The organism is Thermoplasmata archaeon (assembly GCA_036395115.1).
Lineage (GTDB): Archaea > Thermoplasmatota > Thermoplasmata > RBG-16-68-12 > RBG-16-68-12 > RBG-16-68-12.
In genome coordinates, this window is the sequence record DASWDU010000032.1 from 1 (window position 1) to 13,819 (window position 13,819).

Here is a 13,819-nt window from a genome sequence, read left to right on the forward strand (position 1 = left end):
GCCTGGCAGTTCGAGCACTTCGCCATGTCCTTCTCGAACTCGACGCCGCACTTCGGGCACGTCGTCGCGTCCTCGGCGATGAAGGCGCCGCACTCGCCGCACTCGACCATCTTGCCGAGGCCGTAGACCTTCCAGTACATGGTCACGCCGATCGCGACCGCGACCACGGCCGCGATCATGATGAACAGCAGCCAGAAGGGAATGCCGATGATCGGCACGATCTGGTTCAGGATTGATCCGGGCGTCTTCACGGCAATGGTGACGCTGCCCGACGAAATCGAACTCGCGGAGGGCGTCGCGACGATCGAGTAGGATCCGTCCTGCGTGCCGCTCGGCACGGTGATCGTCCCGATGAAGAAGCCTTGGCCTCCCGATGTCGTCGTGTTCGTGGAGAGGACCGTGGTTCCGGAGCGCAGTTCGATGATGACCGGCACCCCCTCGATGCCGTTCGAGTTTGTATCCCGCAGGTATCCCGTCACGGCCAAGGGTTTCCCCGGCTCGAACGACTGCCCGCTCGACGGCGACAGGATCGAGGCGGATCCCGAGGGCGGCAGCACGACGTTCAGGGTGATGTTCGCGAAGTTGTTGCTCTCCTGCGCGGCGCCGCCTTCGTTGATCAGGTTGTTGGGATCGACGATGAGCTCCAGGGTCGCAGGACCCGCGATGGGCATGCCCGCGACGACCGTCAAGGACCGGTTCACTACGGCTCCCGCCGCCACATTGACGCCGGTAGCCCGTGCCACCTCGTTGGCGGGGTTTCCGTTCGCGTAGGCGGCGACCGCAGCGTTCGTGGCGTCCGTTTGCCCGCTGTTGCTGATCAAGGCGTAAACCGTGAAGGGCTGGTTCTGAATGACGGTCATCGTGCTGGGGGTAGCCTGGAGCACGAGATCGGGACCCGTCCGCACGGAGACGCCGCTGAAGGACAGCGTGAGCCACACGTTGTTGTCCGCAGCGTCAATCGCCGGGTACGGCGGGAAGGATACGCTGCCGGTCTGCGTCGATGCCGAGTACGTCGCGAGTTCCTCGTAGTTCCCGAACGACTCCGCGTTCGGCAGGCTGGCCGTCGTGATCTGATCCGTGAATAGCGGAATCGCAGCCGTGCCGCTCGAATCCGTCCGGTCCCACGCGTTGGTGCCGCTCGACGTTCGGCCGAGGTACCAGATCGTACGCGTCGTGGGCGTCGTCGCCCCGGCGCCGTTGTCCGGATACTGGGCCGCAGCCGAGCTCGGACTCAGGGTCGATGCGATCGTCGTCCCGCTCATGGGGAAATTCGTCGAGTCGCGTGCGACGACATGTGCCCACCGCAGCAGGTAGACGCTGCCGCCGGCGGCCGTCGGGACATATGCCGGCTGGAAGTCCGACAGCAAGGGTGGATCCTGGCTCCGGTCAACCGTGACGTTGTACAGGTATGCGTTCGACGTTCCGTCGACGCTCAGCGTGTTGTGCCAGCCCGCGACGTTCTTGAAGTCCACACCCAGGTACGTGTCGTACGCGTAGAGACTCGTCGATGCCGTCAGGCTGAAGTCCATGCTGCCCGTGCCGTTCGGGCCGCTCGTGTACTCGTACAGCCGCTCGAACCGGGAGGCGAAGACGCTCGCCGACGTGGACGCCCACGAAATCGAGGGCGCGTCGTTGTTGTCATCCGTGTCGACCCCGAGCCCCGAGAGATCGGAGTCCACGAAGCCGGTGACCGTCGACTTGGAGATGTTGAGTGTCGCGCCGGCGGTCGCATTGAACCAGCCGGGGAACTTTATCATCGACCCGTCCTCCATCGCGAAACGGCTGCCGGCGCCGGATACGGTGACCGCGAGCTTCAGATACGGATTGATTGCTTTCGTCACGGTCGTGAGGGTCGAGTGGTCAAGGATGAGCTCGCCGCCCGCGTTCACATTGAGCGCGTAGCTCGCGTGGGGCGGGGTCGCGTCCTTCGAAAAGTTCAGGCCGCCGTCGCGAACCGTGAGGCTCCCACCGGAATTAATGTTGATCGTCCCATCAACGGTGAAGAAACCACTGCAAACCTGGACCGTGGAGACAACCCAGTCCCCCGTAGGTACGCCCGCGACCTGGTCGCAGGCCGCCGCGCGCGCAGTGGGGCTCAGCACGATCACCGATGCGAGCAACCCGCCGAGCGCGAGCGAGAAAACGATCAAAACGCTCAAACAAATTCGACCGCGTCCGGCTTCGTCAGACATAGGAATACCTCCGAGGATCGCGCGCTCCGATACCCGGAAGGCTACGACCAGTGGGCATGATGTCCGGGCCATCCTGGGCCGCTTTATAAATAGGTTACCGCGCGATTATCTATCCCGATACGCAACTGTTCTCACGCCGGAGAACAGGCGGTTTCTATGGAGAGATTACTATTATCCGATTGTGAGTATGGAAATAGCCTGAGAACGCGCGAAACGATCGAAAATCGCGTGGAAAAAGGAGGGTTCGCCGGCCGCGGATGGACTCCGCGACCGGCTCGGGTCGAGGTCAGATGACCTTCTTCTTCAGGACCTTCTTCACGCTGACCGCCGTCTTCTTCGCGCCCCGGTCGTCGTCCGATGCGATTCGGTGGCCGCACGCGTAGCACATGATGGCGTCGGACGAGATCATCGTGCCGCATGCGGGACACGGGAGTTCCGACTCGCCCTCGGGCTCGACGGCGACCGCGGGCTTCGCGACCGGCTTGGCGGCGGGCGCGGCGGCAACGGGTGTCGCGGGCCTCGCGGCGGGTGGCGCCGAAGGCGTCTGCGCGACGGGTTGCGGCCGGAACCCTGGGGCGGGTGCGGGCTGCGCAGCGAGGGGCCTCGGAGCGGCACTGGGCGCGACGGCCGCCGGTCCAGCCACGGGGGCACGGGCAACCGCTTGTTCGTGCGCCAACAGCTGCTTCTCTTTCTCGATGAGGCGCTTCGCTTCCTCCGCGACCTTCCCCCGGGCGGATGCGATGTTGTCCTCTTCCGCCGCGAGTCGCTTCTCCCGGTCCATGAGTTCCCGGTTCCGGGCGATTTGTGCCTCGAGGGTCGCCTTCTGCTCTTCGAGGAGTTTCAGAATCTGCTCCTGCCGCGAGAGGATCTCGGCCTTTCGGGCCGCGACATCCCGAGCCTGGGCGGTTGCGTCCGCGTCGCGCCGGGCGATCTCTTCCTCGCGCTTCAGGTGCGACTCCAGGCGTTTCGCGAGCTCTTGCTCGCGCGAGACAATCTGGTTTTCCTTCGCGAGGACGTTCTGCCGCATCGCCTCGAACTCCTGATCGCGCTGGTCGATCGTCCGCTCCTTCTGTTCGACCTCCTTCTCCCGCGCGCGGAGGCCTTTTTCCCGTCCGACGATTGCGTCCCGTTCCTCCGCGAGGGCCGAGCGCTCCTGTTCGAGGGAACGGCGATCCTCCTCGAGCTTCGCGGACTGTTCCTGGAGGGCGGCTTCGCGCTCCTTGAACTCCGTGTCTCGGGACTTCAGGCTCTCGTCCAGTTTTTGCAGTGCGTCCAGCGCGTCTCGGATTGAATTCTCGGCCATCTACGGCACCCTCCGGAGAGGTTGGTTCGTTGCGCCGAGCCTCCCAGGCATCGGCGGGTGAATGGAAGTCATCAGGATGCTCCTATCTCGAAAATCGGACCGAGGACGGTCAGGCCGCCCTTGCGGACTTCGATTGCGTGCTTTTCCATGGAGTGGTCCGCGGATCGCATTTTCTCGACTTGCAAGTACCGCACGAGCTTCCCGCGCGAGCGGTCGAGCCCGAGCAACACGATGCCATCGACGAGGAACCCCTCGTTCCCGAGCAGCTGGCTCTCGCCGTTCGCGCTCCGCTCCATCACGACGAGCGACGTCAGATCGGCGTCGCGCAGCATCTTGAAGAAGTAGAACATCCGTCTCCGCATGTTCGTCGTGTTCTCCATGAGCGAGTACAGCGCTCCCAGGGAATCGAGCGAGAAGAGCTTGAACTTGTGACCATGGACCTTGCGGTAGTGTCCGATCATCCGCTCGATGAACGCGAGGTAGTCCGTCTGGTCCTCCGGGCCGACGACCGCATCGATCTCCCGAAGATCCGTGAAGTCGCTGATCTGCATGTTCATCGATAGCTCAACGCCGAGCGATTCCATGTTGCGGAGATGCGACTGGACGGTCTCCTCGAGCGTCGTGTACAGCCCGAACTCGCCGGTGTCCTTGAGGTACCGCGACATGAGGGTGTAGCAGAACGATGTCTTCATCGACCCCGGCGGTCCGGTGACGAGAATGACCTTCGGTGGCGTGATCTCGGACCGGATCACCTTGTCCAGGCCATCGATTGAATTGCGAAACCCCATGAGCCCGCCGTCGATATTCCATCGCACGGGGAGAGGGCTCACTTAATCGTTTTGCGCTGATTATCCACCTTGAGCACTTATCATTCTCTAAACTGAGTCCGGAAAGTCTTAGTACGACGCTCAAGGATGGAAACGCGTCGACGATTCGAGGTGTCGGCTTACGCCACGCAAGGAAACGAAAGTCTGTCCCGTCTGTGACTCTCCCATCGACGCGGACGCGCGCGTGTGTCCTTCGTGCCAGACCGACCTCACGCTGTTCGACCTCGGCGGCCAGACGTCCCACGAGACCGTCAACGTGGCGGAGAAGGACGGCCGGAGCATCGACGAGATTCTGGCCTCGATCATGGAGGGCAAGGAGGATCACCGGGAGATCTTCGAGACGCTGAAGAACGTCGCCCGGGAGAGCCCCGAGTCGGGCGAGGTCGTCACGGAGACGAAGGCCGTCCCGGGGTCGGAGGCGGGGAAGGACCTCGGCGAGCAATTCCTGTGCCCCGTGTGCGAGACGCTCGTCGCCGCGGATGCGACCGCGTGCCCCGGATGCGGTGCGGAATTCACCGAAGGGGAAGCGACGGAATACGAATGCCCTGTGTGCAGGGCCAGCGTGCCCTCCGACGCGGATCGCTGCCCGAGCTGCGGGGTGCGTTTCGCGGAAACCGAGGCGGAGGCGGAACAACCGCAGCCGCAGGTGGAGGTCGCCCGACCTCCGCCCTTGCCCGTCGAGCCGGCTCGGCCCCCGCCCGCGGCTCCGGTGGCGGCAGCCGGTCGAGCCCCGGCCCGCCCGGCCCGCATCCCCCTGCAGAATCGTCTCGACAAACTGCGGCAGGCGCAGCGGGAGACGGATCGGAAGATCCCGTCCGGCGATCGCAAACTCCTGTACCGGGAACTTCCGAAGCTCGTGAACGAGGTGAAGCCCCTCCTCGTTTCCGCCAAGCGGATCGGGCTCGAAATCGACGACGGCAAGCGGATCATCAACGAGGCGATCCAGGCCGGGAAGGGCCGCGACATCGAGCGCGCGGTCACCCTGATCTCGGAAGCCCGAATGGCGTTGGATCTCGCCTTCGTCGAATTCATCGGCGGCCGGATCGATTCGTTCGTGCAGGAAATCCAGGTGGCGAAAGGGGACGCCGGGATGCAGCTTGCGATGCCGAAGCTTCAGGCGGCCGTCGGGCGACTCGAAGCGGGCGACTACGACGGTGCCTGGGACCAATACGAAGGCTCGCGCGGGACGTTCCGGACGGATGCGAAGGACTATACAGACGCCCGCACGATCATCGAGGAAGGCGACCGGCTCGCGCGCGATGCGCGCACGATGGGCATCGAGGTCCGCGAAGCCGAACGGTTGCTCCGCCAAGGACGGGAGGCGATGGACCGGCGTGACGTCGCCGGCGCATCGCGCCTCGGGAGGGCGGCCCGCGAACGGCTCCAACGGGATGTGCCTGCGTTCGTGCAGGAGGAGATGCGGAAGGCCCGGAACGCGCTTCTGGACCTGAAGATGAGAGGCGACGATCTCGGCAGTCCGATCAGCATCCTGAAGGAGGCGAGCGCCCTCGTCAAGCAGGAGTCGTGGGGCGAGGCCCTCGGGTACATCCGGGACTTCTACAAGGAGATCGAGCGCCGCGGAAAGTCAGGGCTCGTCACGCCGCCTCGATGACTTCCATTTCCCGCTCGAGTGTCTTCAGCTCCTGATCTCTCAGCGTCGCGGGCCCGAGGGAAATCACGAAGGCGTAGTGGCTCTCGGAAACATTGTCCAGGAGCCTTCGGATGAACTTCAAGACGGCGTCGAACGAATTGTTTGAGACGAGATACTCGATCCCATCCAGCAGGACGGCACCGCGGGGGTTCTTCGACATGAAATCTTCGATCTCGTAGACGATTCGCTCCAGCGCGGGCGCGATCGTCTCCTCCGCAGACCCTTCCCGGTCCGTGAGCCAGAGGACCCGTCCTGCCGGCAGATCGAAGTTCTCCCGCAGCCGCTTCGGGTTCGTCCGGGTAATGACCAGGCCGCGGCTCCCGCCACCGAGGAACCGAGCGAAGAGGCGAAAGGCCACCGCGGGTCGGTCCTCCTTTATCAGGTAGCTGCGGCCTGGTTGGAAATCGCGATCGGCATCGGCACGCGCCTTGGCCGGCGCCTTCGGTTCGACCGCGGGGAGCTCCGGCGCGGCCCCGGAGAGGACCTCGCGTGCGAGGTCCTGCGTGATCGGCCGTTCCATCACGGATGAAAACGCGACGACCCGGTTGAACGCACCGCCGAGTTCCCGGACGTTGTTCTCCACCACGCTCGCGATGAAGCCGAGGATGTCCGAATCGATCGAGACCTTTGCATCGCGCGCCCGACGCTCGAGGATCTCGATCCGTGTGGCGAGCTCCGGCGGCTCGATGCCCGCGACGAGGCCCGACTCGAACCGCGACACGAGCCTCTCGTCGAGATTCGAGATCGCCTTCGGAGGGCGGTCGCTCGCCAGGACGATCTGTTTCTCCCGCTCGTGGAGGTCGTTGAACGTGTGGAAAATCTCCTCGTGGATTTCCGGCATGCCGCTGAGGAACTGGATGTCGTCGATCATGAGGCAGTCGAGGCCCCGCACGCGCTCCCGAAACGCGCCTAGGTCGCCCTGCACGCGGGCCTCTTCGAGGCTCGTCGCGAACGCCTCGCACGTCAGGTAGAGGACTTTCGAATTCTCGGAATGGGAGGCGATGTAGTTTCCGATCGCATGCAGGAGATGGGTCTTGCCGAGCCCGGGGCCCGACGTGATGAGGAGCGGGTTGTACGCCTTCGCGGGGTTCTTCGCGACCGCGACAGCGGCCCCGTGTGCGAAGCGGTTGCTCTCCCCTTCCACGAAGGACTCGAACGTCGACGCGGGCACGAGGTTCGTGCCCTCTTCCCGGACGGGCGTCGGCTCCTCGAGAACGCGGACGATATCCTCGGACCTTGGCTTGGACTCCGGAGGCAGGGCCTCGGCTTGACGCATCACGAACTCGAGCACTTTCTTCGTCCGTTCCGCCGATTCCCGCTCCCGGAGGAGTTCGAGCTCGCGGCGAGCCTCGATCCGGCGCATACCATCGATCGCATCCCGAAGGCCCTCGACTTCCGCATCGACGTCTGGATACCGGATCGGACTCCGGAGCTTGTCTCGGAGCAACGCGGCGCGGGACTCGAAACCGGTGACGTCGATCCGGTCCAGGATCTCTGACACCGCTTCGGACTTCTTGACCGCCTCGCGCATCGCGATGACGGACGCCGTGAGGACCGCCGGGTCCGATTCGAGGTTCGCCTCGACGGAGGAGACGTCGTACCCACCCTCCTGCCACGCGCGGACCTGCTTCTCGACCTCCGTGCTGCTCATCGCGTGGGGGACCTTCGTCCGCTTCACGACCTTCGAGGGCCTCTCGAGGACCGCATCCGCGTACTCCCGCACGAGGCCATCCATGTCCACGCGCGCGTGCAGCTCGAGGACGCAAGCGTCGTCGTAGGAGTCCTGCCAGACCTTCTTCAGGGCCGACCGTCCGCGATCCTGCCCCTCGCCGCGCTGGTAGAGGGTCGCCTCCGGGATGCCGCTGCGGAGCAGGACGATCCCTTCCGAGCGCCTCCCGCCCGACGACCGGACGGTCCGAACGTACCCGGAGAAGGAATACTTCTTAAGATCCAGGAGCAGCTGCTTCAGCGCATTCGGGCCGCCCCGCGTCGTCCGGATGAGTTTTCCCTCTGGCAGGAGGAGGTCCTGGGGCGTCACGGTACCTCGGTGGGGTCAGTCAATCCCCTGGACCCCTCTAAAAAGGTTCCAACCTAGTTTCCCCGTTTGAGAAGTACACAGGCGTGCACGGGAGGTGCGGCCCGTCCTCGACGCCTGCAAAAGACTATAATGCGCCGGGATTTAGCCGCGCGCGCGGATGGCCCGGGACTTCTTCACGATGGATGACTTCGACCTCTCGGGCCGCACGGTCCTGCTCCGAGTCGACATCAATTCCCCGATCGATCCGGCGACGGGTCAGCTGCTGAACGACGCGCGGATCCGAGAGCATCTGACGACGATCCGAGAGCTGCGTCGTTCGAAGGTCGCGCTGCTCGCCCACCAGTCCCGGCCCGGGAAGGACGACTTCACGAGCCTCGAGGTCCACGCCGAGCGGATCGGCGCCCTCCTCGGCGGCCCCGTCCGGTTCGTGCCCAGCTTGTTCGGACGGCCCGCGATCGAGGCGATCCAGGGGATGCGCGCGGGGGACGTCGTCGTCCTGGAGAACACGCGCTTCTTCTCGGAGGAGGAATCGCTCGCGGACGCGAAACCGGAGAAGATGGCCGCCACGCACATCGTGCAGCGCCTCGCGTTGCTCGCGGACTACTTCGTGCTCGACGCGTTCGCCGCGGCCCACCGCGCCCAGCCGAGCCTCGTTGGGTTCTGCGAGGTCTTGCCCTCCATGGCGGGGCGCGTGATGGAGCGGGAACTCACGATGATCGCGCGAGCGCTCGAAGATCCCTCGCGGCCAAAGGTCGCCCATCTCGGCGGAGTCAAGGCGGACGACTCGATCGCCGTGACGAAGCACATGCTCGAGAAGGGGATTGCGGACAAGGTCCTCACGTCGGGGGGCGTCGCGAATCTCTTCCTCGACGCCTCCGGCATCGATCCCGGACCGCCGACGACGGAATTCATGCGGAAGGAAGTCGACGACTACGACTCCCTGATCGTCGAGTGCAAGGCGTTGCTGTCGACGTTCCGCGGTCGACTCCTGATTCCGTCCGATGTCGTCCTGAACGACCATGGGCAGCAGATGGCCGTGTCGACACGCGACCTTCCTGCGAAGCTTCCGATTTACGACATCGGCCTCGACACGATCGCTCGGTACGTCGACGAAATCCACCGCGCGAAGACGATCTTCTACAACGGCCCCGCGGGGGTGTTCGAGCTCGAGCCGTTTTCCGTCGGGACGCGAGAACTCCTGAACGCGGTCGCCGAGGCCGACGGCTTCTCCGTCGTCGGCGGAGGGCACACGGTCGCCGCCGTCGAGCAACTCGGCATCCAACGCTCCATCGACCACCTGAGCACCGGCGGCGGCGCGCTCATGAACTTGCTCGCGGGGAAGGAACTCCCACTGGTCAGCGCGCTTCGCCGTTCGCACAAGAAGTTCGGGAAAGCCGCGGGCTGAACCCTCGAGGACGGACCGAGTCCCCAACACATTATATAGCGCCCGCGGTTGAGCGACCGATGGTCCGTCTTCGAAGGCCACCGGAGTGGGGCATCGAACCGGTCCCGGAATCCCTCCGCGTCCTCCGGACGTTCGACGTGTTCGTGCTTTGGTCGAGCCTCGGGGTCGGCCTTCTCGTCCTCGCCGCGGGCGCCCTGCTCGTGACGCTCTTCGGCCTCACCCTCTGGGAAGCGATCCTCGTCTCCCTCGTCGGGTCGATCGCCGGGAGCGCGCTGCTCGCGGGGGCGGGACACCACGGAAGCCGCGCGGGCGTGCCGACGATGGTGAGCCTGCGGCCCGTGCTCGGCCGCGTCGGGTCGTACGCCCCGACCGCCCTGAACATCGTGCAGTTGATCGGCTGGACGGCGTTCGAGCTCCTCATCATGGGACAGGCGGTCGCCCTCCTGTCGGGGGATGCGCTCGGCCCCTTGACGGCGGCGATCTTCGTGCCGGTCTGGGGCGCGATCACCGCCGCGCTTGCCCTCGGTGGCCCGCTGGCCGTCATCCGGGATTGGTTGGAGCGCTTCGCGATCTGGCTCGTATACGCATCGACCGCCGCGATCGCGGTCGCGCTGTTTCTGCACGGCTTGGACCTGGGCCTGCGGCCCGCCGCGACGGCCTCCGGATTCACGGGGACGCGGTCCCTCCTCCTGGGACTCGATGTCGTCGTGGCGATGCCGATTTCCTGGTGGCCTCTCATCTCCGATTACAACCGATTCGCCCGCGGGCCGCGTGCCGCCGCCGTGGGCACGGGAGTCGGCTACGTCTTCGCGAACACGGCGTTCTACGTATTGGGTGCCGGACTCGTGTTCTTCGGGATCACGACGCCGTTCGGCCTCGACCCCGCCGACCCGGCTGCGTTCCTCGCGGCAATCGGCCTACTGGGCTTGAGCGTCCTTCCCCTCATCGTCATCTTGGTCGACGAAACCGACAACGCGTTCGCGGACGTATACTCCGTCGCCGTATCCGTGCAGAACCTCGCACCGAAGCGGCGCCAGGCGACGACCGTCCTCGTCGCCACGGCGATCGGGACCGCGGCGGCATGGTCCCTCCTTGCCACCGGCCAAGGGCTCGGGGGCGCATACGAAGGCTTCCTGCTGCTGATCGGCGGACTGTTCGTTCCCTTGCTCGGGGTGGTGATCGCCGATTCATTTGTCGTCCGTCGGGGCGCGTATGCCCGAGACGATTTCTTCGCGGCGACGCCCCGATGGCGGTGGCCTGCGTTCGCGGGCTGGGGGCCCGGCGCGGCCCTATATTTCGTGATCGTCCTCTTCGCCCTCCCGGTCGGCGCGACGCTTCCCTCGTTCGCCCTCGCCGCGGCGCTGCATGTCGGCTTCTCGCACATCGAGGCGGGATGGAGACGGCGTTCCCCCATCGCGGTCGGGAATCCGTAGTGGGCCCGGCGACGGGCCTACGACTCCCACGCCGCGACGACCTGCGGCAGCGGCGCGACGGTGCCGTCGGAGCGGGTGTAGGTCGTGAGCGTGTCGTCCACGAAAATGACCGCGGCCTTGCCGTTCCGCGGGTTGATCGCGACCTCGAACAGGTCGAGGAGATTCCGTGTCCCGCTGGCGCATCCCGTGCCGAACGTGCAGATCACGCCGACGTGGTTCGGATGCTCGGACACCTGGGACTGCACGAACGAGGCACCATCGTTCGTGGTCTGCGCGAGGTAGGTGTTCCATACGGCGGCGGAGTCGTCCTTGCTCGATGCGGTCGTGCCGTAGTACACGATGTCGACCTTCCCGTTGTACGCGGCCACCCACGGAAACACCGCGGTCACCGCACTCCCGCTGTTGACCGACACCGTCGAGCTCCACGTCGCCCCGTGATCGGACGACGTCGCAAAAGAGACCGTGTGCGCGTCCGACCACGCGGCGTACAGATTGCCGTTCGCAGGATCGACCGCGAGCGCCGGGAAGACGTTGTTCAGCGCGGTGTTCACCGCGGCGTGGTAGACGAGCGTCGGCTGCCACGTGAGCCCGCCGTCGGTGCTCCGAGAGACGACGATGTTGTTGAAGTTCGCGTTCGTCCCCTTCTGGAGGCCGCCCTGACCCGACGCGTAGATCGCGAACACGGAGTGGGTCGTCGCGTCGGCGACGATCGGACCTTGGTCGTTGTTGAAGGTCGACATGCCGGTCAGGCCGTCCTGCCCCGGGATGGGGCTTGCGACCGAGTGCCACGTGAATCCGTCGTCGTCGGAGCGCTGCACGTGAATCAGGGTGCTCGATCCGCTGTCGTGGTACGAGATGTACACCGTCGGTCCGTCCGACGTCACCCACTGCCGGTCCGCTCCGCTCGTGTCGATCAGCTGCGCCCCGCAGTTGGTGAAGTCGTTCGACGTGTCGGCGTTCGGACAGGTGATCGCGGAGACGCCCAGCCTTAGGGAGGTGGAGGGCGGGTTCAGAATCGCCATCAGCGTGCTGAAGAGCACCGTGCCGGTGGAGCCGAAGTCGACGTCCGCATCCTCGCCTCCGATCGCCCCGTCAATGTGGGCATCGGGCGCGCCTTGGAACACGGGCGTACTCCCGAACGGAGCCTTCCAAACGTTCGTCTGGAAAAGCCGCCACGAGAGCGCCGTGTAGACGACGGTTCCGTCCGAGCCGATCGCGACAGCCGGCTCGCTGCTCCCGTTGTCTTGGAGCAGGATGTCCGTCGCGAAAGAAATCGTGCCGGGTCCCGCAGCGGCCGGTTTCCCTGCGCTCGCGGTCGACGCGAACAGCGACAGCGAGACCGCGACCGTGAACATGACGATCCACATGTGACGCATGCGAAGCCCTCCTCCAGGCAAGGGGCGGCGAAGGCGCGGTCCCGTCAAATACCTTTCGCGTACCGTCTAGCTTCGGGCAGCAACCAATCGTGTTATCGGGATTGACAACGAGCAGCTGCCCACAGGATTGATAATCGCATCGTCCAGTGCGGGGACCGCAACGATCTCCTGACGAGAGCGTCCATACCGCCCGGTCATCGAAACAAAGGAAGCCGCCGGAGGGCTTCGATCCCCCGACCTGCAGTTCCTTCGGCGCGGGCGTCTTCCGCCTGCGCATACGAAACTGCCGCTCTGCCGGGCTGAGCTACGGCGGCGCGATTCAGGCGGAAAAGGTCCACGCGCATAAAGATTGTCGGAAGCCGAACGACCCGCCAACGTTTATGGCGGCGCGGCCCATCGCAGCCGCGTGGAGCGCGTGTCCGGCTGGTACTACGACGGCCGTCGGTTCCGGCGCGGCACGGTTGGGTGGGATGATGGCGTCATCGCCGAGACCCGCACTTCCATCGACCGCGAGCGAATTGCGCAAGGCGTCATCATCCCCGGTCTTTGGAACGCTCACACGCATCTCGGGGATGCGGTGGTCACCCAGGAATTGAAAGGCACGATCGAGGAACTCGTCGCGCCGCCGCACGGCCTGAAGCACCGCGTCCTCGCACGCGCGAAGGATGACGCCGTAATCGCGGCGATGCGGCGCGCGATGACCACGATGCTCCGGACCGGAACGACCGGTTTCTCCGACTTCCGCGAGGGCGGGCTCAAGGGCCTCAAGCTCCTTTACGCCTCCGCCGCCGCTCTCCCGGTCCACGGGATCGCGCTCGGACGGCCCGCCGGCCTGACGTACGACCGCCGAGAGGTCGAGGCAATCCTGCGAGCCTCGGATGGGATCGCCGTCAGCTCGTATGTCGATTGGCCCGCGGCGGAAATCGAGAAGTTAGCCGCGGACGTCCGACTCGCGAAGAAGATCTTCGCGATTCACTGCTCCGAGCGGATCCGGGAAGACATCGATGCGGTCATCGATCTCAAACCGGCATTCCTCGTCCACATGGTGCATGCGACCGACTCGGATCTTGAGCGATGCGCGGACGCGGGCGTTCCGGTCGTCGTCTGCCCGCGGTCGAACGCCTTCTTCGGCCTGACGCCGGATCTCCCGCGAATGCGGCGCGCCGGAGTCGAGCTTCGGCTCGGGACCGACAATGCGATGATCAACGCGCCATCGATGCTCCGCGAAATGGAGTTCGCGTACCGAGTGGCGCGGTTGAAAGGCGATGTCAGTGCACGCGAAATCGTCGAGATGGCGTTGGGCGGGCGTCGCCTCGGCGACCCCGACGCCGCATGCGCGATCCGGGCGGGGGAACGGGCGGACCTCGTCGTCCTCGACCTGCCGGGCGGTTCAAGCGGTTTCGCGTCACTCCTGCGGGCCACCGCCAGCGACGTGCGGCTCGTGGTGTCCGGCGGCCGCGTGTGGGCGGGCGACCCTTGGTTGACAGTCAAGCAGGCGGGCCGACGGAAGCGACGCATCCGTTCTACCGGAGGAAATTAGCACACGAGGATGGGACCACCCCATCCTTTATCATCGGCCCTCCCGTTCGGGGCC

Annotated in this window: 9 protein-coding genes and 1 tRNA gene; 4 read left to right on the forward strand and 6 right to left on the reverse strand. The window is 65.4% G+C overall.

All coding sequences use genetic code 11. The features are described 5' to 3' along the window. The 3 genes from VF992_07220 to VF992_07230 form a co-directional block, all read right to left on the reverse strand. Nucleotides 1-2,159 (reverse strand): CARDB domain-containing protein (locus VF992_07220; GenBank protein ID HEX9340940.1); only part of this gene is annotated, 2,159 nt, incomplete at its 3' end. Between the two features lie 319 nt (nucleotides 2,160-2,478). Further along, a complete protein-coding gene (locus VF992_07225) occupies nucleotides 2,479-3,495 on the reverse strand; it encodes a zinc ribbon domain-containing protein (GenBank protein HEX9340941.1) in 1,017 nt (338 codons plus the stop codon). Nucleotides 3,496-3,566: 71 nt separating this feature from the next. Next, nucleotides 3,567-4,325, reverse strand: a complete 759-nt coding sequence (locus tag VF992_07230) for an ATPase domain-containing protein (protein HEX9340942.1) — start codon at nucleotides 4,323-4,325, stop codon at nucleotides 3,567-3,569. Between the two features lie 181 nt (nucleotides 4,326-4,506). Between VF992_07230 and VF992_07235 the strand changes: the two genes are divergently transcribed. Further along, nucleotides 4,507-5,934 (forward strand): zinc ribbon domain-containing protein, encoded by a 1,428-nt coding sequence (locus VF992_07235; GenBank protein ID HEX9340943.1) that lies wholly within the window; start codon nucleotides 4,507-4,509, stop codon nucleotides 5,932-5,934. On the opposite strand, the gene VF992_07240 is transcribed toward VF992_07235, so the two are convergent. Beyond that, nucleotides 5,918-8,011, reverse strand: coding sequence for a DnaA/Hda family protein (locus VF992_07240; protein ID HEX9340944.1), 2,094 nt, complete (start codon nucleotides 8,009-8,011; stop codon nucleotides 5,918-5,920). The two genes, VF992_07235 and VF992_07240, sit on opposite strands and share 17 nt — an antisense overlap. 157 nt (nucleotides 8,012-8,168) lie before the next feature. Here VF992_07240 and pgk point away from each other — a divergent pair, with 157 nt between their 5' ends. Further along, the gene (gene pgk / locus VF992_07245) at nucleotides 8,169-9,416 is read left to right on the forward strand and encodes a phosphoglycerate kinase (GenBank protein ID HEX9340945.1); all 1,248 of its coding nucleotides are present in this window, start codon (nucleotides 8,169-8,171) and stop codon (nucleotides 9,414-9,416) included. A gap of 59 nt (nucleotides 9,417-9,475) precedes the next feature. Continuing rightward, nucleotides 9,476-10,849, forward strand: coding sequence for a cytosine permease (locus VF992_07250; protein ID HEX9340946.1), 1,374 nt, complete (start codon nucleotides 9,476-9,478; stop codon nucleotides 10,847-10,849). Between the two features lie 17 nt (nucleotides 10,850-10,866). Here the strand turns inward: VF992_07250 and VF992_07255 are convergent, their stop codons facing one another. Beyond that, nucleotides 10,867-12,225: a sialidase family protein gene (locus tag VF992_07255; protein ID HEX9340947.1), complete on the reverse strand. Its 1,359-nt coding sequence runs from the start codon at nucleotides 12,223-12,225 to the stop codon at nucleotides 10,867-10,869. A gap of 210 nt (nucleotides 12,226-12,435) precedes the next feature. Further along, nucleotides 12,436-12,539, reverse strand: a tRNA-Thr gene (locus VF992_07260). A 92-nt stretch (nucleotides 12,540-12,631) separates the two neighbouring features. Between VF992_07260 and VF992_07265 the strand changes: the two genes are divergently transcribed. Continuing rightward, nucleotides 12,632-13,765, forward strand: coding sequence for an amidohydrolase family protein (locus tag VF992_07265; GenBank protein ID HEX9340948.1), 1,134 nt, complete (start codon nucleotides 12,632-12,634; stop codon nucleotides 13,763-13,765). Nucleotides 13,766-13,819: the final 54 nt, after the last annotated feature.

Coding starts and splice junctions, on each gene's coding strand:
- VF992_07225 (HEX9340941.1), bottom strand. CDS start 3,495: ATGGCCGAGAATTCAATCCGAGACGCGCTGGACGCACTGCAAAAACTG.
- pgk (HEX9340945.1), top strand. CDS start 8,169: ATGGCCCGGGACTTCTTCACGATGGATGACTTCGACCTCTCGGGCCGC.
- VF992_07250 (HEX9340946.1), top strand. CDS start 9,476: ATGGTCCGTCTTCGAAGGCCACCGGAGTGGGGCATCGAACCGGTCCCG.
- VF992_07255 (HEX9340947.1), bottom strand. CDS start 12,225: ATGCGTCACATGTGGATCGTCATGTTCACGGTCGCGGTCTCGCTGTCG.